The following is a 22,633-nucleotide window of genomic DNA, read 5'->3' as shown; positions in this document are numbered from 1 at the left end:
CTTATACCAGGTTGTGCGAGCCTTCGACCTTACGTACCCAGTCGCCTTTACCGTAAATCAGTACGTATTTCATCACGTATTCCGGCAAGCCAGATGGCCCGGTACTTTCAACAATCTGCGCGTTGTACCAGTAGCCCTTGTCCTGAATATCGTGCCACGCTAAATCGTCACCAGACGCATCGGCCACCGCGAGTTTCTGTACATCCGAGAGCGTTTTGCCGGGAAGGATGGTGCCGTTATTGACTGCTTTGGTCACAGCTCCGGCAATAATCATCATTGCCCTGGACTCGCCATCGCGGTTTGCAGGTACGCCGCGCGTCGCCAGCAGTAAGGAAAACCATTGCTGTGCAATGTATGCCTTTAACCACTGCTCATTGGCATGAACGCTCATGTCCAGCGGTGCAGTACCCGGCCCGCACAGAAAACCACGCTGGTAAAACGCAATATGTGAACCGGCCACCGCCGTTTCGCCGTAATAGTTGACACGCAACTTATCCAGCTTGTCGGCATCCAGATCAGCGGTTACCTGTGCCGGGAACGTCACGCCAAACTGACGAAACATATAGTTGGTGGTGGCATTTGTGCGGTCATAGTCCGTTGCCGCCATAACCGCCATTGGTAACGCCTGAGCATAATAATTATCCTCGGTTTTCAGATTCAACGCCGTTGACGCAGTGCCTATCAACGCCGCGCTAAAATCTTCCGCATCCGCTGCGGAAAAATTCAGATGTAGCTGATATTTAACGTTTTCACCTGCCACATACTGAGCCAGAGCAACAGCCTGATTGAGCGTCAGCGGATCAATAAAAGTCGCACTGCCAAATGAATCAGAAATTTTTTCTGCCGCCATAAACGCTTCAAGCGGGGTTTGCGCGGTATCCCCTGGCGAACTTTGCCCACCGGAAAGACCCATTGCGTCTGAGAGAGCACCGCTTTCAACGCTGATACTCCCCCGTTCCGATACGCCACCCGTCAGATAAAAGTTGCTGCTGATAGCAACAAAAGTCACCTGGGCTGAAGCGAAAGCGGGTTCAGATTCAGCGTTTAGCTTTTGCTGCACCAGGGAGGCAACATCGGCATATGAGGTTGCACCGGAAAGATCAATGCCGGAGATATTTTTAGTGATATCACCAATAGTTATCGCAATATCCCCTGTCTCAATGGCCTTAAGTTCGTCCAGACTGGCAACCTCTGTACCGGAAAGAGTGGGTGCCCGGCCAACAGATACATAAGGCGCGATCTGCAATTCTCTCGGTTTGTTGACGGGAGCCGGGCTGGTATAGCTGAAATATTGCCGGGCGAAATTCGCTTCGGGAGAGTCCGCCCCCAAAAACTCATCGATCTGGCCGCTGGCGAATTCCAGCACATCACCGGATGGAATTTTTGCGTTTTGAGAGAATATGCGGCCCGTCAGTTTGCGCATCGGTACAGCAGACGCGCCAATGACCGCACTCGCAATGCTGACATAGCGTGTTTGTTTGATTGGCATGGTTAAACCTTAATTAAATGCGGTGAATATCAGGATAAAGCGCTTTTACTGCCGTGGTGTTTGGGAATATTTCGCGGTGGAATGTGACGTTAAAATCAAACGAGGGGTTCTGTTCATAATCCCCCTGGTCATTGATAAAATAAGGTGTTCGAATACCGGAAGCACGTTGTACCCCCATACCCTGTTTTTTTAGCGCATCAACAAAAGGTAGTGAGTTCACTATCATTCGAACCGTGGCTGTCAGGTCTGTCGCTGTAAGTTCACTGGCATCTGATACCAGCCCCTGAACCTGCAACGTTTTTTCCACCAACTGAGTTTCTTTGTGATTCGCATCAGTGCCAGCGACATGATAGTTTCGCGTCTGCCATCCGTGGCCTGCCTCGTTGATGGGAAAGAACATCACAAAGCTATCTTCCCTCCCCTGCTTTGTTGACTGGAAACCGGCAACAACAGGTATCGAAAGCCCTGCATTATTCATTTGCGCCAGCATCTGGTGTCGGATGGCGATATAAACTTCGTTATCCGTCATAGCTTCCAGCCTCAATGCAAAGAACAGACTTCCAGCCGTCCTGCGCGTACCAGTCTGCATCGCCGGTAACGTCATAGCGCTTGCCGTTGAACACCAGATAATCCGGTGCATCCCCCCGCTGGATGGCGTGAATATCGTGCGAAGTGTAGAGCCGTCGATAAACTTTGCTGGTATCCAGCCCCATCTCCTGTACATCCTGCGTATCCACCGCCTGCCAGCTACCCGTGACCGGTTCGGGCGGATGGTATTGCGCTACCCATTTGCCAAGGTCGTCTGTAGTACGCGAGTTAAACCGATACCAGAGGGCCGTCTGCTGTGGGATCACCCGTGCGGCCACGTTGTAGAGATTGCCAAACATTATTTGTCCTCCACAGCATAAGTGACCGCCTGCAACATCTGTCCGGTATCCACCAGCGGTTTTGTTGAGGCTTTACCTTTGCTGTGTCTTCTGGCTCTGCCCCGGATGGTGGATGTATCCAGCGGAGGCGTTGTCAGGGTACGGATGGCATTCTGTACATCCCCCGCAGCTTTGGCTCCGATCTGATTCAACCCATCGTTAAGCGCAATACTGCCTGCACCAGAAGCGTTAACGGCTTGCGAGATGAGATTTTTGTAACCAGCGGCATTCTCTGCCATTGCCGGGCGCAGGAAAGGCCGGGGCGGGATGCCGCCAGCCGGATACCCAAGTTCCTGAATGGCCGCGACATAAGCAATCGGCGTACCGTCAGGGTATTTACTGTGCTCAAAAAATCCGATCTTCAACTGCTTTTTGTTCAGTTCATCGTAGACCGCTTTCAGCCTGGCAAAATTACTCATCGTCTTAGCCTCCCGCGCATCGGGAACCGGCCACCCACGCTACGAAAGGCGGCACGTTCTCCCATGCCACCGATATAGCGCGGTACACTACAGCGTTTAATCAGCGCCAGATATTGCTGGCCGAATGGCGTCAGGTTGTACCAGTGTGACCAGTTTGAACTCGTCGGCGGGGCAGCAAATGATACGCTCACTTTATCGATCGTGGCGCTGGTCACCGCCCCTGAAGGAGATTCTCCTTTAGCCGCCATCTGGCGCAGCATTAACATATGTGCAACCACCAGCATCCACAGTTCACTGGTGCAGATCCCCTGACATTCCGAGAAATAACAGGTTGCTGATTTTGCAATAATAAAAAGGTCATCAGCAGGCACATCGTTAAACTGCGGGTAAAGAACACGAAACGCTTCGAGGGGAAAGGTGCCAGCATCCATAATCATTTACCTTTTTTGTTGTTTTTCGGAACCTCTTTATTTTCGGCTTCAAGAGATTCAGGCGTATCTGGCGCTGACAGGTCGCTGGCTTCCATATTGGTCGCCACTTTTTCGGGATCGGCTTTTATTTCTTCAACCGCGATAAAACCGTTTTTTTCATGTAACTGAAAAACATGATTCTTTCTAAGTAGGACGTACTGCTCGTCGGTAATATCGGTAACACGACCACGCGGGGTGTACATTTGCTTGGTCATGATATTGGCTTTTCCGGCAATAAATACCGTTCCACCCGCTTCCAGTGCGTAATTCTGATCATTGGAGAGCGTGGAATAAACGTAGATAGGCATGGGGAATCCTTAAAGATTAAGCCCTCAAATTGAGGGCTGTTATCAAAGACCGGTCAGGCGGGTGATCGCCCAGGGGCGGGTGACAATGACACCAGCAGTGGCGTTGGTGGCATCTTCCAGATAGCCCTTGATCTGATTCTCAGACCCCAGCAACTGGTATTTCACCGGCACAACCTGCAAAATTGTTGCACTGGTTGCGGTAGAACCATCATCCACGCTATCGGCAAACATATAGGCAATATTTGCCCCGCCATTCGCACCTTTGAATTCAGGTGAAAAGACCTGGCGCATATTGGGATAGTTGTTGTTGATCCACTCTTTGACGGTTTCACCTTTGGCGACCGGATTAGAGATGTTCAGCGCAGAACGGAACCCCAGCGGCAACGTCAACGTGATCGGTGTATCATCGCGAATAATTCCGCCTGAATTTGCTTCCAGACGTGAAAACATCGCGGTGATGTCACCAGTGATCTGCGCAAACGTTGCGCCCAGCCACGGTGCTGTCGCAGTTTCATAGGATGGCAGGTTTGGGTCATTTAACAGCCCAAAAACACGGGTCGTCGGGCTGTTAAAACCCTGATAGCCGACTCGCTCCCGCCCCTGCTCCAGTGACTCAGTAGCCGCGTTGCGTTTTTCTGCTGCCGCCTCAAAACCCGCCGCCGACTGGCGAGCCTCCTCCAGCTTACCGACCTGAAAACCTTGCTCAAAACGTACAATACCGCGACGTTCCTGATCCTGCGCATAGGAAGCCAGCGGGATATTGGTGTGGTCACCGTACAGTTCTGGTTTGCCTACCGGCGTTGCCACGTTCAGGATGATCTCTTCATCGTGCCACTCACCCGCGTTCATTACCCCGGTGATTTCATCCAGAACACGAACACGGGTCGCCGTGCGGATAAGACCCGGTAAAACATGTTGCAGCATTTCACGATGAATAAGACCACCGCTTACCGCAGGGCCGGTTAACGCGGAGTCCATCGCCGCCAGACCACCGAAGCCAAGTTGCCCCAGCTCGTTGTACGTCCATTTCTGATCAGGTTTAATATTTAGCGGCCCGCGTCTGCGGATCTCACGGCCCGACATATAAAATTTTTCTTTGCTCAGGGCCATATCAGGCATCTCCAGTTGGTGCAGGGGTTGGGTAAGGGATCTCGGTCAGACGTAATACACACAAGTTAGGTGTTTCAGCAGAAGGCAAATGGCGTGAGACAAAACCGATCACGCGGTCACCCGTCGCTGGTTTTTCTTTGACCGATAGTTTTCCGTCTGTCTCGCTAAAAATGACCGGCGCATTAACCGTGCCTGACTCTTCAAGCTGTACGTTTAATTCACCCATTGTGAGAAACTCACCCTGAGTTCCGTTGCGGGCATATTCGGTCTCAATACGATACGCTTTCGGGTTAATCATGATCCCCGCAAACGCCCCATTACCGCCTGGCTGCACAGACTCAACACTGTCGTCTTTGTAGGTATAGGCCAGACCAAACAGATTCTTTTTTTCGTCGGCTGAGTCCAGAACGGCACTGGTGGCGCGAAGTGGGCCAAAGTGGCTGACTTCACCGACTACGCCGGAGATCATGCCGTTTGCTACAGATTTCGGGATTGCCATTATTTATCGCCCCATTTATCTAAAATTGACTGGTTGCTGACGGCCTTATCCATCGCAACAGACGGCTTTTGGGAATCCGGTACTCGCCCCTGCATCCACGCATCAAGCGCGATAGCCTCAGTGCCTTTACCACACTGGATACTCAGCTTTTCAACGCCATATTCTGCGACCTGCTGCGCAGTCATGGGCGCATGATCGAACACACCAACGAATGGCGTTAACTTACGCGCCAGTTCATCACGGGCACCGATTTGTTTCAGCAATGCACCGGTATCCATTGTCGGTTTATTTTTCTCCAGCTTTGCCACCTTGCGTTTCAGCGCGGCGATGGTGTCAACCGTGCCAATACTTCTGCGCAGGCGTTTAAGCCGACGGCTGAGACTGTCAGTAGTCGCCTGGTCGAGATGCTCTTTCGCCTCCTCGATAGCCGATTCTGCCGACTCGATAGCCGTTTCAGCATTTTCGATAGCGGTAGGCTCCCCGGTTTCTGCTGCCTCCGATGCCGCCTCAGCCGCTTCTACCGCCGCCTCCGCACCTTCTTCTGCCGCTGCTGCCCCTTCGGCTGCTGCTGCCGGATCAACGGGGTCAGCAGGGTCTGCGGGTGCAGTAGGATCGGGATCGTCCGTAGTTGGCTTACCCGCCGCCAGCGCTGCCACAACAATCTGTTTGATTTGCTCAACCTGTTCGGGGGTAAAACCACCGTCATCAGTTGTGGGCTTGTTTTTGTCATCATCTGGATTCATGCGAATGAGTTCCTTGGTATCTATGGTTATAACGTGATCCTGCACGGAGACATCGGGGCCGGTTCGCCCCTCGTCCACCAGTGCAAGGTGGTTTGCTCTGATATGCCGCTGAACAGCGTCATAGGGCTGGCCGTTGAAATTGCCAGGGGTGAAGTCATAGCGGCATCGATATCCGGGGGATAAATCTATTTTTCCGCTGCTGATATTGCTCAGTGCGGAGTTGGAGAGAATTTTGATGTTTCCCCGTAAGTAGGGGTAATCGAACCAGATATTTTCACCAATGACGCCCTGTATCCCTTTTTTCTCAGCAGGGGTGGCGTCTTTACCCAGCATTTCGTGCTCATCAATGAAGGGCATCAGCCGGAAAGAGTTAATCGTTTCTTCGCTACGTAGCTCCTCCTCTGGTCGATAGACACGATAGATACGGCTGGGGTCAGGAGCATTAATTTCAGCCCCCAGATAATCAAAAACCCCAACTTTTGAGATGGGGTTGTCTTTTACTTCCAGCCAGCCATTGAGGTCATACGTTCGTTTAGTTTCGTTCATGAGGTGTCACCAAAATCCACAACCGGCGTCCAGAAACATTTGCAGTTGGGCAACGTACCGGGTAGGCCACGCTGACCGGTTTTTTCATCAATAACAGGGGGGTTATCCAGATCGAACGTCTGGCCGTCTAACCTGAGATGCAGTTCCCTGGGTTCGGCGCTACCGGCTGAGTGATGCCAGACCGCTTTACGGATACCGGCTGATTTCATCCGCTCATAGTTAGATGCTGTGGTGATTTTCCGGCTCTGATCCACAGCGATAAACTGCGCCCGTTTTTCTGTCACTGTGCCGGTTTGCCTGATTTCATCGAGAAGGGTTTTGGCTCCCTCTCCTGGGTGGCTGACGGATCGCAGCGCAGCGCTTTCAATCCTGCGATGAAACTGTTCAGGAATGGTTTTAATCAGCGCGACGTTCTCTGCGGTGGCAGCAGTTAGACGCTCTTTCATCTCACCCGGCATATCAGGCGTTTTTATTGTCAGCCCCCCGGATAGCGTTTTTAGTGAATCGCCCAGGTTGCGTTGCGCGGCCAGATCGGTTTGGGAAATAAACTTATCCGCTATTTCTGCCGCTTTTTTGTTGAAAATACCGTCCCATTTACGTTTCAGGCGGTTCAGCCAGATACGGGTCTGGCTGGCAACGCTGGCATCCATACCAACCGGCACAAAGTCGTCATTCAGTTGGGTAAAGGTTGCCTGATAGTCAGCTATCATCTGGCGCACCAGTTGCGACATAGCCTGGCTGTAGCGTGTTGCCGGGGCGGCTGGATAAGCCAGCGGTTTCCCCTTCATTACCGCCTGTCGGGATGCCGCCCATCGCGCCCGTTTTTCCCGGAATCTGATTTTCTTCTTCATCGGTCATATCCAGCCCGTAGTAACTCGACTCTTTATCCGCCGCCAGCTTTTTACGAATGTCGTAGCCGTCAATGGCTCCGGCTGTAGCATATGCAGAGGCTGTTTGTGCCTGCTTCAGTTCAATATCGGCATATTCTGCTGCGGTCGGGCTATCAAGCGGTTTCCAGTTGATACTGAACTCATCGGCTGCAATTCCGGTATTTTTCAGGCGTAACTCAAAGTGACGCTGAAGCATTTCCTCCAGGTCATTCGACTGAATGCTCTCCAGTTCCTCGCGATAGCTGGCTTCCTCATACTCCCCCGTGGCGTTAAAGCCTTTCGGTGTAGTGCCAAGAAGTTTTGTGGCCGGAACATTCGCACCCGCCGCGACCAGTTGATATTGCGTCATAATGGTGGCATCGAGATCGGCCAGTGAGGTATCAAACTGCTGCACGGTATCGGTACTGCCGGTAACGTGAACGCCGTAGTTGTCACGCATTTCAATGAAATAGGACATATTCTCGCTGACGGTCGCTTTATCTGCGCTTTCAAGATCGCTGATACCCATCGTCAACAAACGCTTGGTCATCGCCAGTTCAGGGGATTCGTTAGCTGTACGTTCTGAGGCGTAAACGCGCTCGTAGATGCGCTCAGGCACGGATACGCCAAAATAGTTGTAGGTTGGCTTGAGAACATTCGATACCGGAAAAGGCACGAACTTAACAAAGTGCGATTTATGGTACCGACGACCGGCGATCACGTAATACGTGGGTTCGTAAAAATCCAGTCCTGCCGGATCTTGCAGATTGGCCTCCGTCAGTTCAGGCGTCACCCATTGTGGGTCGATCTGCTTGATACCCTTGTAACTACCTCTGACCACGCCATCGATGTTAAAGGGGTTTTCATACCACTCTTTGGGGTTTGAAGTTTCAACGACAAACAACGCCAGACGACCACCAAATACACGACCAAAATGCACTAACTCGCGCATAGCCGCATTGATGTACAATTTTTGCCTGCGGTTGGTCATAAAGTCTTTCAGACGCTTATCACAGTCGATGTCATAGCCCTGCCGGATAGCATCGCGCGCAGGCATGTTACACGCCTTATCCACCAGCCAGTGTTTGGCTATCACCGCGCACATATTGTTGCCGATAAAGCCCTGGCTGGCATACCACATGGCCTGCGCTTCGGGAACACCATAAACATTCCCACCTTTGAATGCAGGCACGGAACCATCGATGGAGTCCATCGCCACACCGCTAATAACAGGTTGTGGTAAGTCCAGACCGTTAAATCCCTCCGAACGCGCCAGTGCGGGGTAAAGCTGAGTAGTGAACGCCGACCGTTTAACCGGCGCTACCTGATTTTTACGCCTCTTAAACGGCCACATAGTTACCTCTTGGTTGTAAAGAATCCGCCACGCTTCACTGGCGCAAACGCTTCTATAAAGGCATCGGCAATATTCGGAGATGGCACATCACGCTTCGCCAAATCTTTTTTGCTTTCTACCTTCACACGTCCGTTATTATCAAAATCACGCTTTGGCGTTGACAACTCAAATTTAAGCTGCTCAAGAAAAGGGCAACCAGAGGAAATACTGATCAATTCATCATCAGTAAATCTTTCGCCTTTCTCGCCCCGCTTAACTGCATTCACCGCATTGTAAGTATTGCGGAAACGGTCAGCCACCAACCACCAAGATTGCGCTTTCAAATTAGAAAAAAAATCTTTGTTCTTTATCTTTGGCTGATACTCACGATCCGGTTCATGCACCGCATCACCAGCGTTAAATTTATGATAAATAACTTTCGCTTTATGCTCAGTATTCAACTCAGCAAACTTTGCTCCGGCACTGGCACCAACACCAATGCTATCGTAAGTAATTTCCGCATCGTGATTTCTCGCCACCTGCCAGGTTCTGGAGCAGCTTTTTAATAATTCGTCTTCCTTCCCTTTCCACTCATCAGCCCACAATGCCACTGAACCATGCGCGTACACGTTGGCACACTTATCAGCACCATCATCAGCAATATCGAAGCCAACACGGTGCTTACCGGCTGGCGCGAAGCCCAGCACATTGTGCGCGTCAATCGCGGCCTCAATCCACGACAGTTTGATCACCGCCGCATCATCATCCATACGCGGCACACCGAGATACACATGTTCAAAGGCATCTTCATCACGCGCTTTAGCTGCGGCGATAATCTTTTTAATCGTTTCACTGAGAAACGGGTTTTCGTCGAAATTTATTTTCCGTACCAGAGTGTCTTCCGGTGGATTAACTACAAAATTACGCCAGACAAAATCAGTCACCAGTCCAGGGTTAAAAATAAACCAGCATTCTGAACCCTCTTTACGAATGGTTGGCTCTAACACCTCCCATTGTGCAGGCGTCATAGCGTGGGCCTCTTCATTCCAGAGGACATCTACCGATTCCAGGGATTTTATTTCACTGATATGTCGCCATAAGCCATAGAAAATAAACTCACTGCCAGTGAATCGGTTGACGATTTTATTTTCCAGAACGCGAAAGCGATGGCGTAAACCAAAACGCTCTATCTGAATTTTCAGCAGCGCATAAACCGATTCTTCAATTTTATTCTGGATCTGACGGGTACACAGAAAACGCAGACGGTAATTATCCGCAAGGAATATAGCGAACCCGGCAGCGTCCCAGGATTTAGAAGACGTGCGACCACCGTAAAGAACCTTATTCCTCGCTTTCGTCGTCCAGAACGGCCTCAGTGCCGGATTGAGGCTTGGTTTTTCCAAGGTCGGCATAAAAATCTCCCATCCCTTTCGGGGTGTTGTCGTCCTGGTTATTCAAATCAAGTTTTGTGATCAACTGAATAAGCATTTGCCGCGCCGCTTTTTTATCTTCTGTGATCACTTCTATACCGTTCTTGGTTTGCTTCACGCCAAGCAGGAATTGACGATCTGGCCCATCAAGATCGCGTGTGTCAGAAATAAAAATATCGCCGCTACCTTCGCCGTAGCACCTTGGACAATCAGGGTTAGGGTCAGCATTCTCAATGAAACCCAGCCCGCCATACTCTGGTTCGGCCTTTCCATCCTTCATGTTTTTTTCAGCCGCACGGTCAAATTCCTGAATATCACGCCACTGATACAGGTGGTTCTCACCCCAGCAGTAACGACAGTTAAGACGGCGATATTGCGTCAGCGCGTTAGGGTCGGCTTTAGTAATCGCCACTAACTGATCGACAATTTCATCCAGGTCAGCGGTGTAGCGCTTTCTTATCCGGTTTTTTAGTTCGCGGATAGCGCGGGCAATATTGGGTTTTCTATACAGACGACTCGCTTCAACATAGGCCGTTTTTTTGTTGTCGCTGTAACCGGCAAATCGGTATCCCCCTATCCTGCTATTGGTCTTGACACAACCCCAGGCAAAGAGCGCCTCTTTCTCGGTTAACCCGAACTCATCAGGATCCAGCGCCAGATCGATATCATCATGGTGCATTATTCCAGCGGTTGAAATTTGCTCATCTTTAGGTGACCGTTCATCCGTATTCTGTGATTGTTTTGGGGCTGATTTTTTTTGGGGCATAACTTTTTTTGCCCCGTTTTTTTGCCCCGCTTTTGTCCCTGCCCCTTTTGCCCTTATCCAGCCTTTTTTACCGGCCATATAGCGCAGGGCTTTTATCGTGATTCCGTACTTATCCGCCACAGCCTGGAGGGAAAGCACACCAGCACAGAAATCACGCTCGATTGCTTTCTCATCCGGCTTGCTCATCAATCACTGTCCTGTTGTTTCTCCCGCCTCAGCAATTCGCTGTAAGCCTGTATGTCACCGTTTCTGGCCCGCTTGTATAACGCGCCGCGTATAACGGTAACTTGTTGTCAGCCAGGCGATATGCTTTTTTCTGCTGTTCACTTAGCCCGTACAGGGTGATGGTTGGCACTTCATCAACAAAAAGCTGCTCGGCGGCCAGCAACCTGCCATGACCGGCGATCACTTCTTCGTTCTCGTCAATCAGCACCGGATTCGTCCAGCCGTACTCATTGATACTGGCGACAATCTGGCTCACCTGTTCATCGGAGTGCGTCCGGGCATTTCTGGCATAGGCAATCAGTGAGTTGAGCGATTTATAAACAATCGCAAGGGTTGATTGATTTTTTGCTTTGGTCATGTGGGTTGATCCAATACTATGACCCGGCTTGTACAAGCAAGTGGGCCTTGGTTCGTACTCATCATGACAGCTTGTGGGTATGAATGACTGCCGGTAGCTACAACTACCGGTGGTCGCCCACCTTCCTGAATAAAAATGGAACTACGGCGTGAGGGAGTATTTTAATATGCATGCATATAGTATCTATCCGATTGATTATGATTGGGATATGTTAAATACAGTGAATGAAACTGTTTCTCGCTTGGTTGAAAATTCCGAGTGTGATTCAGATCAAGACAACCCTAAAGCGTATGGTCGGTTAACCCAATTCCTGGCATCTTGGGAATCAGCGAAAGAACTTGCCAAAAAGGTGGGCTGGGAGGGTGATTTCCGTCACGAACCATACGTATTGTGGTTTCCCTATGAAGGATGCTTTCACTGCGGTTTCGTCTTTAAACAAGAAAATAATGGCAATACTTACGTTATAAGCCCGATTGAATTACCGCATCTGAAGCCCATTGCGTGCGAGTATATAAACAATAATTGATATGGGATGGTCTACCGGCGTAATGCTTCTATCTTCCTTATGCCGGACTTATCCAGGTTGCATTGACCGATAGTATTTAGCAGTTGTTCATTCCATTCCAGGCTGGCCCGCCAGTTAAATGGCTGTGGCGGTGATGGCGGTATGCTGTCCGCCATCAGTTCAGTGGGGATCGGCACCATCGGCAACGGAACGTATTTTATCTGCGTGCACCCGGAGAGCATTAGCAGCGGCAACAGGAACAAGCTGATCAGCACATGAATCCCTCCGAACCGCTTCACGAATGTAAACCACGCGAGTTTCACTCTCCTGCTCAACTTGTTGTTTTTCATAACGTACGTCCCTGGAAACTTCGCTAAATAATTGCGTGGTAGCAGCATAGTTTTTGAATACCGCGATAGCCTCGTCCCGTTCACTGACCAGCGTTTGTTTTTCACGCTCCAATATCCGCTTATCAGCAGACTGAAACCTTATCGTTACCGCCATACCGACAATTAAAATAAGTGCTGCACCACTGAGAGCTATACGCCAGTTTTTAATCAGCCAGATCATGCCGGGTAATCTCGGTGTGGTAATTGGAAGTGAGGGCCATCTTTCAGGGTTTTCCAGTCACCGCCCCACTCAATAGGAATGTTGAGTTCAGCCGCTGCCCTTTTAAAGGCCGTGGCGATCTGCTCGTAGTATTTCCACTCCCAGCTAATCTGACTGCCAAGATACGCCACCACATCCACAGCATGTCCGGTCAGATGCCGACTGTTCATCGTCTGACTTTTCCCTTCTGCCAGTAGTTGCTTTTGACGATCCTTGCTGCGTACCCCCTCTGTGATACCAAAATCAACAGTGGATAATTCAAGAGCGAAACGTACTATTTTCACCAGGTCAGCATTTACACCAACCAGATTATTTTCACTGCGTTTGCTGAATTTATAACCAGACATGGGATCACCTTAATGGTTTGGCAAAACGCATGACGTTTCCACGAGCAGCGAGAACGGCAGCACAGAATGCCAGATTGATAAATGTCTCTGACCAGTCAGCACAAACGTACTCGCCGGTCATAATGCGGATAGGTACCGATGCGGAAGCAATGATCAGGAAATAGGCGCACCACGCGGCGAGGGGACGGTGTGTCCCACCTAACCGGCGAAATGTCATCAGGCGCAACGCAATTACCGCGCAGGCCAGCGCATTAACAATGAGAATGATTTCATTGACCATCACCGCCACCCCCTCGCAGCTTTTTAAACCACTGCCCCGGATTCTCTGACTGTTTGCTGATATACATGAACACGCGCACAGCAATAGCCGAGGCAACCACAGCCCCCAGAGGGCGCTCCGCATGAATAACTTCTGGTGTCACATAGTTGATAACATCGGTCACAAACCCCGCCGTCTGTCCCCCGATAAGGAACGAGGCAAGAAACGACAGCAGGCGTTGCCAGATAGACAAATCAGACGCCGACAAGACATAAATGACTGCGCCCGAAAATGCACCGATGATCACTCCTGTATCACCACCAGCGAATAAACTCGCGATAGTGATACCGCCGATCATGTAGGTCGCCGCACTAGTGCCCGTGGTTAACGGTTCCGGCATTATTCTTCTCCTTTGTTCGCCTCAGAGCAGAACGCCGGGCGCTAGATGTGAAAAAGCCCCGGCATCTGCCAGGGCTAAAGTGGTATTTCGGAAACAAAAAAACCCGCTCATTTTGGCGGGTTGTGTATTCGTTCAGTGTTGAGAGTATTAATCTCCCACTATGGGTGTCAATTTAGGGCAAATTGTCTCATTTTGCAATGATTTCTTTATTCAATTCAGACATCCCGGTGATGTGCTGATACTCCGATTCTGCGATTGATTCCTGCGAATAGCACCACGCCAGTAACGCTTCGTAAAAGCGCGACCATACTCTGTACCAGGTTGCCCTGGATACGCCGGGGATCAGCGCTACTATAGCGTGGTGCGCCCGCGTTTGGGATATTGGCCTTAATCCGGTACCGTGGCATTTCTTACAGGGGATAATAACCAATCTTCCCGTGCGATCAGTTTCTTTCCGATCACAAACTTCACCACTGCCACCACAGCGACACTTGGCACCAGGAGTATCGGCGGTTCGACAGTATTCTTCCAGCGCCAACATAGCTAGTGTGCGAATCGTAATAGCGCCACGCCTGCCGGGAATTTTTCCAACATACTTCCGTGCCTGAGTCCGGGCGTATTTGGTCAGTTCGATCAATGCGGTGCGACCGGCATCAGCATCTTTCGTATATTTTGCGTACAGCAGACATAGCCCTCCCCGGTGCCTTGCCTGAGTCATACCCAGTGCCGTCATCACATCAACTTTGGTTAAATGGCTGTTGCCGGTTGATCGCGCCTGATATGCCACAATTTGGGCTGATTTGGGATCCGCGATTGTCAGTGCATATTTGAGCCTCATAGTTTTCCCTCAGCAATGAGAATATATTGCGTACGCATCACGCCCTCGGCATGAAACAGACGAGCAGTTTCGTTATCGATATAGTGTGTGCGGCGATCACATTCGTCATGGCACCCGCTACAGCCCCATGCAGCCTGTATATCTGGCGGCTTGATCCCGGTACCGCACGTACCCGCAAGTCTGAAATGGGTCAGAACTACGGTTTCCGGGTTGCCGTTACAAACCCCAGGGATCCGAATCTGGCATTCACGCCCACGGGCTTCCTTTCGAAAATTCACAGATCGAGACATTGCTGACCTCCCCCCTGGATAATTCGCTGGCGTTTCTGGTACTCAGTCGGGGCACTCAGCCAATGAGCGGCACGGATCGTTCGAGCCTGCTCTGGCGTGTGAATAATGCGGCGGTTGGTGCGCGGTAACACGGCACATGCAGGGCAATAATCAGTCGTGTCGTGGATGCAACCGCGTTTATGTCCACGTATACAAATGTGGTAACACCCGGCGTTTGTGGCACAGCCAGAACACATCGGAGCATCGCAGGTATAGGGTTCAAAGGGGGAGATCAACTCCGGTTCTGATTTATGCGGGGGATAACCGAGATGTCCGTCGCAAAGCAACGTGGACGGTGCACCGCAGAACATGCAGGGTTCGTTTTTCATACTGCCACCCCACACATTTCTTTCTGTTCGAGGAAAACTTTTCCACGCTGTATTAACTCGTCACGATCAATATATTTTGTGATTCCTGCAACACGCCGCGCTGGATGCCACACAAGCAGCATCGACCCCTTGTTATTGCCATTGACAACCTGACAGGTATCGGCTCGGACAAAAGAAATTCTGCCACCGGTAATAAACCGGATCTCGCTGACATCGGTTAGCGCTATGCGGAACCAACCTACTGACGTATCAGCCGGAACCAGCATCACTACGCCAATACCGCCCTTTACAGCCTCTTGGGATTTATTTACCCACGGTGTTATATCGCTATACGGTGGATTACAAAACAAATATCCAGGGGAAAATAACCCCCGCCAGTCCAGCGAAAGCGCGTCATCTTCACTGGTCAGATAACATTCATGCAGATTGTTTTCATCACTGGCAGCGACATCCCCGACAAAGTTGAATTCCTCATTGAGAGCTGCAAATAATTCAGCCGGAGTCCGCCACAAATCCTTAATATCAACCGGAGTGTTACTTCCACCAAAATCAGCCATAGCCCACCTCACGCATAACTCAGCAACTGACTGGCGGCATTCTCTGCCGCAGCCGGGGTGCTGAATGTTTTGTTGAGGATAAAGTGCCAAAGGGTATTCAGCGTGGCTTTGTAGAGTTCAGCGAATTCCGTATCGTCCATGTTCGCGAATGAGATCGACTTGGGTTCCTTGATGATTGCGCCATCAGGCATTTGCAAAAGTTGAAAATAACCCGCCTGGATGGTCGTCCAACGTCGAAAGGCATCAAAGGATTTAAGCAGGGTCACGCGATCAGCCCGCTGCTCCATAACTGATTTTAGATAATCAGTTTCGCACTCAAGAATGATGCTATCGTGTGCTACCAGATTGATCAGGTATCTCGAATAACCACGGATCAGGCTTTTCTCGTCGGGGGAAATTGTGCCGCCTGTCGGTGTCCAGTATTCGAAGCCAAGATTGAGAAGTGAAAAGTAAAGACGGTGAAATTTGGGGTTGCGTACTTTTTTAAAATCCGCGTGTAACACTGCGCCGATCTTGATTTTATGATGCAAAAAATCGCCGGTATCGGGCGATGCCGGTATCAGTGTTGTGTTGCTCGATTTGATAAATGCTAACTGTGCCATCTTCGCCTCTCGGGTTGATGGCACAACAGTACTGATTCAGGGTTGCCAGTTGTTCATGCTGGCGAACGTAGTATAGCGCTATTCCGGGCGGTGCTCTACTCTTCTGCTGGTGGATCTACTGGAAAACATGCTGCTTTAGCCAGCTCAAAGAACTCATCAACCGTTGCCACATACTGATCGGGACGTTTCACCACAGCAGCGGTTACCACCCCGTTATCGGTGTAAACCAACGTACAACCTTTTGCTGGTAACTTTATCGGCAACTCATACAAATATTTATCCATAACAGCAACCTCTTGCGGTTGAATCTCCCCTTGCGGGGGCCGATCCTTGTTTTGGCTTCCATGCCTACGCGCTACCTCATTGTTAACGAGATAACCCTCTGCCGCAAAAAGGTTTTTGCCTTTTCCTTAATTGATAATTTTACTATTTGGCTAATTATCAACCAAAATTCTTGTATCTATAAAAAGAGACGAGCTTTGGATCCTCTGGAAGAACAGGTCTGTTAATTGAAAACATCTCTTTAACAAATTCAGACTTAATCATAGATTTATTCAATACTTCCGTCCATGTGTGTTCATCGAGCATATGAACCGCCTGATTAATAACACCTGGTTCCTCTGATGGAATAAGCTCATCCCCACGCTCACGAGAAACATGGCCTTTTGAATTAAGATAAATGAAACCTTTCCTCATTTTTTCAGGTGTGATCAATCCTAAAACAGATGCGCGATACAGACACATTCTTAGACTTATCCGCCAGCGAACCTTAAACTCTTCAAGAGCATTCCAGTCAAAATGACTTCCTCGCATTTTAGGAAATTCATTCATAAAAGAAACCCTTGGAACCATAAATGCGCTGGAAAAATGGTCGGCCTGATGTTCAGTCAACTTGTCTCCAGTAACAATTCCCTCATGCAAAACAAGGTGTCCTAACTCATGGCCGATATCAGAACGAAATCTACATACGCTAGATTTTGCACTATTTCGAATTATAAGAGGCCGAACATTATTAACTGTAAATGCATCCACCCTGTCGTCAACATCAGAAACATGAGCAACTACAATTCCGATACTTTCAACAAGGTTGACCATAGATAAAATTGGGCCAAGCCCCAATCCCCAATAACGGCGGCACTCTTCAGCAACACGCTCAATATCATCATCATTATTTATTGGAAAATGAGAGATATCAGGCAGGTTTAGTGTCGGAAGAACAACCTCTTGCTCCAAAACACCGATAAACTCATCCAAAATTTCTGCTCGAGCCAAAATACTATTCGTCAACGTTTGGGTTCGCGAACGTCTGCTCCTGAAATGGCAATGATCACTATCCATAGGCTGAGGGCGTGGAGTGAAAAAAAAGTCTGACTCCACGTCTAAAATTTCAGCAAGCTCAGATATATTACTTTCGCTAGGTGGATAACCTCGCTCTAATTTACTAATAAATTGTTTAGTTACGTTTAAAGCAGAAGCAACCTCATCACCTGACATACCTTTAGCCAGACGAGCCAGTTTCAGCCGATCACCTCGATACTGTTTATGTAAATCAAACAGTCCCATTTTTTCCACTATCATGCTTCTTATCGTTTTTAACACGACGTTGTAATTGAGTTGGTGGAGTTTCAACAGGCGCAGGTAAATGTTCAGTATTCACAGACTGAATCGGTGTTGTCACTCTAGATTGTAATTCAAATTTGCTTACCTGGCGGTTTGATAAATCAAACCCAACCAATGTCAAAACCCAAGTCGGTGGTTCATTCTCATCGTCCGTGGCAAAAAATTTGTCAGCATACACCCGCCAGGTAACATCCTGCGCATGTGGATGATGTTGCTCGGCAGATTCTTGCTCAAACAAGAAAGATAGCTGCCTTGATTCAACATCATTTATTAAAAGACGATGGCGCTTCCTGGGTGTATCGAGGCGATCAGTGACAAACTGAAGCGGCGCATCGTTTAAGGTGAAAACGAAGTCCATCGATGTACTGATCATTTTAACCCCTGGGATCTTACCTTGATTGATATCAAGGTAATTTTTTACCCACCCATAAGCCCGACACCCGGTAATCCAACGATCATCAAGCTCATGCATGTTAAACCAAAGGCCACCCAGAACATCAGCGATGGACTGCAACAATCTTTTTACAGAAGGTACATCCAAGTTGGGTTGAATTTCATAGCAAGGTATAAGTTTTGTGGATTCGGTCATTATCTTTTCGCCAATTTCTGGATTAGTAAACCCAATCTTTTCGTTTTTATTGGTTTTTGTCAACCCCATATTTCTCTTTGCCATATTTAATACCAGCCTATGTGTTATGAGACTATACCTCTCTAGTGGCAGTCAAAATCACTACTGAAACGCTGGTATTGGCGAACTCATTGGTGATGATTTCCGACCAGTCAATGCTCCATCCTGGCAACAGATCCTTACCTTTCATGCTCGAAAGCAGAATCGCCACCAGCCTACTACCGGTTTTGGTTAGTGATGCTGCCGCGTTCAGATGCGCCAATGCTCGTCCTTCGCTGAACGGAGGGTTCATTACTATCCGATCAAAACAACCACCCTGCTCCGACCATTTAAGAAAATCAGCGTTAAATACCCGGTGCCCTTTGCTTTCCAGCACCTTGCAATTCAGGGGGGATATTTCTACGCACGTTGTTTTCCCCTCGGTAAGAAGATCAGCAATAGCACCATGCCCGGCGCTCGGTTCCAGGCAAGAGTGGTGAGATTCTATCCCTGCCAAATCTATGCAACGCTGCGCCAGATGATCTGGTGTTGGGTAAAACTGGTGTGATTTATGCTCAGGAATACAACCAGAAGCGACTATCTCGGAAATAACATCATCGGGGTCATAGTCGAATTCGAACCAGAAGTGTCCATTCTTCGACATTTTGACACCGCCTATAAATGCCAGCACCTTTTCAACTTCGCTCTGAACGGCATTATCACGGTGGGAATAATCCAGATACCTGCTGTGCGGGTTATCGGTGACACCTTCACGCCGTTGGCCAGAACTATCCATCCATGCAATACGCTCTTTTTTCATTCCTACGAGTACGTTGATAACGGCGAACGGTAACGGGCGTTCCATCATCGTGAACTCTTTTAATCGCTTTTTCGGTTTCTGGCGAAATTCAGCGGGGATCGCAGCCGGGTACAAGCTGGCAAGCACACAATTAAGACGCCAAGCCATATCAGGATGCACTTCAAGATGAGCAGTGCCTTTGAGGTAACAACGAATACGTAAAGCGCCGCCATCAATCGTTAGCCATTGCCCTGTTTTCCTGTAAGCGGCTTTAATTATCGGGTCAGTGCTTGAATAGACCGGTTGGTCACGTCCCATAAATTTAGCTATTACCGTACGCAGATCGTTCAGATACCCTACGTTGCTGTGCGTCAGGCCAAAATTACCTATGACGTAGAGGATCATTCTCTTACTAAAACCCTCCGGGCGGTTGGTTACGTGCTCCCCGGATAAGGCTCTGAAAATACCGTCAACGCGCTCACTAAAGAATTTCTGTCGGGAATTAAGCAGTGACATGATTGTCGGTCGAACGGTTTCTTCTTCAAATTCCGGCGTTTTCATTTCACGTATCTGATCGTTCCACTCATCCCGTCGCTTTTGCGGCATATATTCGTAAACATCAGTAAGAGATAATGCCTGCTGCCAGTAAGAAGCGTTTAAATTAGCAATAGCCCCTTCGAGTTTAAATATATCTGCTACGGGTCTGATATAACGTTCATTGCTACCCTGATTACCGCGCAAGAAATAAGGGAGCACTTCTGAACCGTCTGAGCCGTTAAGCACACCAGCAAGACTTTCTATTTTTACCCTGGTAGATTTATATCGGCCAATCAGATTATCAACCAGATCGGAAGGTGCAGAGGCAAAAAAATCATCACCTAAAATTAAATTACTCATACTTACCTCACGCCTTAGATTCTGCGGCGAGGCAACGCATAATTTCAGCCTCGGTCGGGAGTGGTTGGGTCGAAACCTGCCGGAAAATCTCGCGGCGCACACTGGTTCCTCGTTTGAGTAAGTGCTCAACCCTGTAAACCGGCATTTTCAACATGTGAGCAATTTGGACTGCTGACCGGCCAGAATGGTGAAGCTGGTAAACACTCGTTATAACCTTGCGACCGTAGACATTGCGGTTGCCTATCTTCACAACAGCACCCGTTTCTGTTTTCGGGCTGCAAACCACAGGCGGTTTAACTGGTGGTTGATAACAGGCCCCTGACCGCGCCCGCGCAGCCGCATTCCAGTTATCGATAAACGTTGCACAATAGTCGCAGCCATCATCGCTAACGTAACGGCGCTCTTTGATTAATGTATTAATTTCTAAGGACATTGGTCATACCTCGATTACAACAGTGAATTTTTATAGTCCGTTGCTACCTTCTGCACTTGACGGCATTGATCTACGTCAAACATACCGATGTGGCACTTTGCTCCTGGGATGCCAAGTTGTTCAGCCAGCCACGAATAGGCATCCCCGCGCCTCATGCCAAACTCTTTCCAAAGCGGATCAAACGCTGCATGTGCAATTCGTTTTGCTGCTCGTAATTCCGCGTTAGCAAGGCGTCCCAGTGGAAGCGCATCACTATCCCGGTGACAGCCAACATGTGCACGGCACGGCTCACATTCCCAAAAAAACTTGTCAGCAAGATCTCTACGCTGTGGATATATTTTCCGACCAGTTACCAGCCGGGCATATTCACCGCAGTAATCACAAAAGACCTCACGATTAATATTCATCGTGTTTGATTTAACGTTTAAAGACATTGGTAATTCCTCACATAATTATTTAATTAAAAAATATTATTTACTCTTCAGACGGCTTCGATAACTCTCCCAATTAAAATTTATCCAAACACCACTATCCATCATCAGGCGATCCATTACGCGAGGGCCAAGCACCCCGGATAAATCAGCATGGTTAAGATTGGTGAGAACACCTACTGGTTTCATCATGGCGGTGCGTCGGTCAATAATTTGATGCAAAACGACAAATTCATTTTTTGTGTCACGCTGCACCCCAACTTCATCAAGTACCAGTAAATCAACGCGGCATAGTTCAGTTAATAATTCATCTTCACTCTTACCACCGTTATAACTAGCTCGAACCTCAAGCATAAGATCCGCCACCGTTATAATTAATACTGTTTTTTCCTGCTCCAGTAGTGCGTTCCCGATAGCAGCCGATAAATGATTTTTTCCTGTACCTGTTGAACCACTAAAAACAAAGCTGACACAGCCAGAGCCAAAATTTGCCAACCACGATTTAGCCAGAGTAAGCGCTCGTCTTTGCCCATCATTCTCAACATGGTAATTTTTGAACGTACATTTTTGATAACGCTCGCGGATCCCTGATCTACCGAATATTTTTTCCATACGTGTCCGATGATTTTCGCGCATCAGGTTTTCACTGTACTTTCGCCCTTCCTCAAGGTGCCAGGCCATAAGATCTTCCGCGCTGGTAAATTTGGGGCTTACGCCTGACGGGATGATATTCTGCAATCGTTTAAAAACTGCCGAAATGTCGCGCATAGTTACCCCCTGAAACCAGGTGGAATGGAAACATCTGGCGATGAAATTTTATTAACATCCCTGCCACCATTCGCTATGACCCGTCCTCCGGGGGCATACAACCCTTGATATTCGTTGGCGATGCTATGCCGAATGACCACCTCAGGCGAAATGCCTTGTCCCCTGAATTTATCAAGCTCACGAATGGCCCCGTTCGCTCCCTGGGATGTCTTAATCGGCTTACGCAATGCCCTGCGAAACTCGACCCATTCAGCCCATAGTTCAGGGAATAGCCAGTCCGGTAAATCAATTTCCAGCGGATTAAATTTCTTCGTGGCTACTTTCCCCTTGGGGGGATTTAAGGGGGGATCTTTTATATCTATCTCTTCCTCTTCCTCTGGTAACGCTTTTTGATCTCCCCCTGTAACGCCATGAACGTTACTGTTTGCGTTTTCATTGCGTTTCATTTCGCGCATTTTTGTAACACGATCATTTGTAAGTGCTCGTTTTTTCGAGGAATTACCATTATGCCGTTCAAATTTAGGGAAAATTAACGTATCACCCTCAACCGCCAACCATCCAACTCGAATTAGCGCATCAGCAAACCCACGCACAAATGTGATCCGGTCAACGGCATTTTTGGTAACGCTTGCTGCGTTACACTTTGCGTTACCATCAATTGTTTGTTGATCAGCCCATGCCCAAAGGCGCACCAGTTTGCCCAATGCAGCATCTGGATCTATGTCCAACAATTCGGCAAGTTGGTACACCTCGGGTTTATCCGGAGTTATCACCTCAATTTTTATCCAACTGGACGCCATAGAAGCCTCAGT

Annotated in this window: 31 protein-coding genes and 1 pseudogene; 1 reads left to right on the top strand and 31 read right to left on the bottom strand. The window is 48.9% G+C overall.

All coding sequences use genetic code 11. The features are described 5' to 3' along the window. Position 1 precedes the first annotated feature (1 nt). The 14 genes and pseudogenes from C7M51_RS04975 to C7M51_RS04910 all read right to left on the bottom strand — a co-directional run. Entirely contained in the window at positions 2-1,489 is a 1,488-nt protein-coding gene (locus tag C7M51_RS04975; RefSeq protein WP_160620770.1) for a DUF3383 domain-containing protein, read from the bottom strand. Positions 1,490-1,502: 13 nt separating this feature from the next. Beyond that, positions 1,503-2,018, bottom strand: coding sequence for a phage gateway protein (locus C7M51_RS04970; RefSeq protein ID WP_160620769.1), 516 nt, complete (start codon positions 2,016-2,018; stop codon positions 1,503-1,505). Further along, entirely contained in the window at positions 2,008-2,376 is a 369-nt protein-coding gene (locus tag C7M51_RS04965; RefSeq protein WP_160620768.1) for a phage collar protein, read from the bottom strand. Before C7M51_RS04965 ends, C7M51_RS04970 begins: the two co-directional genes overlap by 11 nt. Next, the gene (locus C7M51_RS04960; protein ID WP_160620767.1) at positions 2,376-2,834 is read right to left on the bottom strand and encodes a hypothetical protein; all 459 of its coding nucleotides are present in this window, start codon (positions 2,832-2,834) and stop codon (positions 2,376-2,378) included. Before C7M51_RS04960 ends, C7M51_RS04965 begins: the two co-directional genes overlap by 1 nt. Then, positions 2,831-3,271, bottom strand: a complete 441-nt coding sequence (locus tag C7M51_RS04955; RefSeq protein ID WP_160620766.1) for a DUF4054 domain-containing protein — start codon at positions 3,269-3,271, stop codon at positions 2,831-2,833. Before C7M51_RS04955 ends, C7M51_RS04960 begins: the two co-directional genes overlap by 4 nt. Continuing rightward, positions 3,268-3,612: a hypothetical protein gene (locus tag C7M51_RS04950; protein ID WP_099706821.1), complete on the bottom strand. Its 345-nt coding sequence runs from the start codon at positions 3,610-3,612 to the stop codon at positions 3,268-3,270. Before C7M51_RS04950 ends, C7M51_RS04955 begins: the two co-directional genes overlap by 4 nt. A 42-nt stretch (positions 3,613-3,654) precedes the next feature. Continuing rightward, positions 3,655-4,722, bottom strand: a complete 1,068-nt coding sequence (locus C7M51_RS04945; RefSeq protein ID WP_160620765.1) for a major capsid family protein — start codon at positions 4,720-4,722, stop codon at positions 3,655-3,657. A 1-nt stretch (position 4,723) separates the two neighbouring features. Next, positions 4,724-5,221 (bottom strand): structural cement protein Gp24, encoded by a 498-nt coding sequence (locus C7M51_RS04940; protein ID WP_160620764.1) that lies wholly within the window; start codon positions 5,219-5,221, stop codon positions 4,724-4,726. Continuing rightward, positions 5,221-6,510 carry a DUF2213 domain-containing protein gene (locus C7M51_RS04935; protein ID WP_160620763.1) on the bottom strand — a complete coding sequence of 430 codons (1,290 nt, stop codon included), beginning with the start codon at positions 6,508-6,510 and terminating at the stop codon, positions 5,221-5,223. Before C7M51_RS04935 ends, C7M51_RS04940 begins: the two co-directional genes overlap by 1 nt. Next, entirely contained in the window at positions 6,507-7,220 is a 714-nt protein-coding gene (locus C7M51_RS04930) for a phage head morphogenesis protein (RefSeq protein WP_160620762.1), read from the bottom strand. The genes C7M51_RS04935 and C7M51_RS04930 overlap by 4 nt, the downstream gene beginning before the upstream one ends. Further along, the gene (locus tag C7M51_RS04925; RefSeq protein ID WP_160620761.1) at positions 7,210-8,733 is read right to left on the bottom strand and encodes a phage portal protein; all 1,524 of its coding nucleotides are present in this window, start codon (positions 8,731-8,733) and stop codon (positions 7,210-7,212) included. Before C7M51_RS04925 ends, C7M51_RS04930 begins: the two co-directional genes overlap by 11 nt. A gap of 2 nt (positions 8,734-8,735) precedes the next feature. Continuing rightward, positions 8,736-10,124, bottom strand: coding sequence for a PBSX family phage terminase large subunit (locus tag C7M51_RS04920; RefSeq protein ID WP_160620760.1), 1,389 nt, complete (start codon positions 10,122-10,124; stop codon positions 8,736-8,738). Further along, the gene (locus C7M51_RS04915; protein ID WP_160620759.1) at positions 10,054-11,094 is read right to left on the bottom strand and encodes a terminase small subunit; all 1,041 of its coding nucleotides are present in this window, start codon (positions 11,092-11,094) and stop codon (positions 10,054-10,056) included. The genes C7M51_RS04920 and C7M51_RS04915 overlap by 71 nt, the downstream gene beginning before the upstream one ends. 85 nt (positions 11,095-11,179) lie before the next feature. Then, positions 11,180-11,491 (bottom strand): annotated as a pseudogene (locus tag C7M51_RS04910) (ParB/Srx family N-terminal domain-containing protein); the annotation flags it as partial. A gap of 166 nt (positions 11,492-11,657) precedes the next feature. Here C7M51_RS04910 and C7M51_RS04905 point away from each other — a divergent pair. Beyond that, positions 11,658-12,017 carry a hypothetical protein gene (locus C7M51_RS04905; RefSeq protein ID WP_160620757.1) on the top strand — a complete coding sequence of 120 codons (360 nt, stop codon included), beginning with the start codon at positions 11,658-11,660 and terminating at the stop codon, positions 12,015-12,017. 11 nt (positions 12,018-12,028) lie between these two features. Here the strand turns inward: C7M51_RS04905 and lysC are convergent, their stop codons facing one another. The 17 genes from lysC to C7M51_RS04825 form a co-directional block, all read right to left on the bottom strand. Beyond that, complete coding sequence (gene lysC / locus C7M51_RS22710; RefSeq protein ID WP_425280995.1) at positions 12,029-12,196, bottom strand: Rz1-like lysis system protein LysC; 168 nt, start codon at positions 12,194-12,196, stop codon at positions 12,029-12,031. Further along, on the bottom strand, positions 12,177-12,566 hold the full coding sequence (locus C7M51_RS04900; RefSeq protein ID WP_160620756.1) for a hypothetical protein: 390 nt from the start codon (positions 12,564-12,566) through the stop codon (positions 12,177-12,179). Before C7M51_RS04900 ends, lysC begins: the two co-directional genes overlap by 20 nt. Beyond that, positions 12,563-12,952 carry a M15 family metallopeptidase gene (locus C7M51_RS04895; protein WP_160620755.1) on the bottom strand — a complete coding sequence of 130 codons (390 nt, stop codon included), beginning with the start codon at positions 12,950-12,952 and terminating at the stop codon, positions 12,563-12,565. The genes C7M51_RS04900 and C7M51_RS04895 overlap by 4 nt, the downstream gene beginning before the upstream one ends. A gap of 4 nt (positions 12,953-12,956) precedes the next feature. Then, positions 12,957-13,232, bottom strand: coding sequence for a phage holin family protein (locus C7M51_RS04890; protein ID WP_160623571.1), 276 nt, complete (start codon positions 13,230-13,232; stop codon positions 12,957-12,959). Beyond that, entirely contained in the window at positions 13,222-13,611 is a 390-nt protein-coding gene (locus tag C7M51_RS04885; protein ID WP_160620754.1) for a putative holin, read from the bottom strand. Before C7M51_RS04885 ends, C7M51_RS04890 begins: the two co-directional genes overlap by 11 nt. Positions 13,612-13,798: 187 nt before the next feature. Further along, entirely contained in the window at positions 13,799-14,449 is a 651-nt protein-coding gene (locus tag C7M51_RS04880; protein WP_160620753.1) for an antitermination protein, read from the bottom strand. Then, positions 14,446-14,739, bottom strand: a complete 294-nt coding sequence (locus C7M51_RS04875) for a DUF1364 domain-containing protein (RefSeq protein WP_160620752.1) — start codon at positions 14,737-14,739, stop codon at positions 14,446-14,448. The genes C7M51_RS04880 and C7M51_RS04875 overlap by 4 nt, the downstream gene beginning before the upstream one ends. A gap of 364 nt (positions 14,740-15,103) precedes the next feature. After that, positions 15,104-15,664, bottom strand: a complete 561-nt coding sequence (locus tag C7M51_RS04870; protein WP_160620751.1) for a phage N-6-adenine-methyltransferase — start codon at positions 15,662-15,664, stop codon at positions 15,104-15,106. Between the two features lie 8 nt (positions 15,665-15,672). Then, the gene (locus tag C7M51_RS04865) at positions 15,673-16,266 is read right to left on the bottom strand and encodes a DUF1367 family protein (protein WP_160620750.1); all 594 of its coding nucleotides are present in this window, start codon (positions 16,264-16,266) and stop codon (positions 15,673-15,675) included. Between the two features lie 95 nt (positions 16,267-16,361). After that, complete coding sequence (locus C7M51_RS04860; protein WP_160620749.1) at positions 16,362-16,550, bottom strand: hypothetical protein; 189 nt, start codon at positions 16,548-16,550, stop codon at positions 16,362-16,364. Positions 16,551-16,707: 157 nt separating this feature from the next. Next, entirely contained in the window at positions 16,708-17,829 is a 1,122-nt protein-coding gene (locus C7M51_RS04855; protein ID WP_160623569.1) for a helix-turn-helix domain-containing protein, read from the bottom strand. Beyond that, positions 17,816-18,559 carry a hypothetical protein gene (locus tag C7M51_RS04850; protein WP_244323796.1) on the bottom strand — a complete coding sequence of 248 codons (744 nt, stop codon included), beginning with the start codon at positions 18,557-18,559 and terminating at the stop codon, positions 17,816-17,818. Before C7M51_RS04850 ends, C7M51_RS04855 begins: the two co-directional genes overlap by 14 nt. A 28-nt stretch (positions 18,560-18,587) precedes the next feature. Next, the gene (locus tag C7M51_RS04845) at positions 18,588-20,189 is read right to left on the bottom strand and encodes a class I SAM-dependent methyltransferase (protein ID WP_160620748.1); all 1,602 of its coding nucleotides are present in this window, start codon (positions 20,187-20,189) and stop codon (positions 18,588-18,590) included. Between the two features lie 7 nt (positions 20,190-20,196). Next, positions 20,197-20,622 carry a hypothetical protein gene (locus C7M51_RS04840; protein ID WP_160620747.1) on the bottom strand — a complete coding sequence of 142 codons (426 nt, stop codon included), beginning with the start codon at positions 20,620-20,622 and terminating at the stop codon, positions 20,197-20,199. Between the two features lie 14 nt (positions 20,623-20,636). Next, the gene (locus tag C7M51_RS04835; protein ID WP_244323795.1) at positions 20,637-21,056 is read right to left on the bottom strand and encodes a zinc-finger-containing protein; all 420 of its coding nucleotides are present in this window, start codon (positions 21,054-21,056) and stop codon (positions 20,637-20,639) included. Between the two features lie 36 nt (positions 21,057-21,092). Further along, positions 21,093-21,821 (bottom strand): ATP-binding protein, encoded by a 729-nt coding sequence (locus tag C7M51_RS04830; protein WP_160620746.1) that lies wholly within the window; start codon positions 21,819-21,821, stop codon positions 21,093-21,095. A 2-nt stretch (positions 21,822-21,823) separates the two neighbouring features. Further along, positions 21,824-22,621, bottom strand: coding sequence for a hypothetical protein (locus tag C7M51_RS04825; RefSeq protein ID WP_160620745.1), 798 nt, complete (start codon positions 22,619-22,621; stop codon positions 21,824-21,826). Between the last annotated feature and the right edge of the window lie 12 nt (positions 22,622-22,633).

It is taken from the genome of Mixta intestinalis (assembly GCF_009914055.1).
Classification (GTDB): Bacteria; Pseudomonadota; Gammaproteobacteria; order Enterobacterales; family Enterobacteriaceae; genus Mixta; species Mixta intestinalis.
The sequence above is the reverse complement of the archived record's forward strand: the minus strand, read 5'-3'. Positions and strand labels throughout refer to the sequence as shown.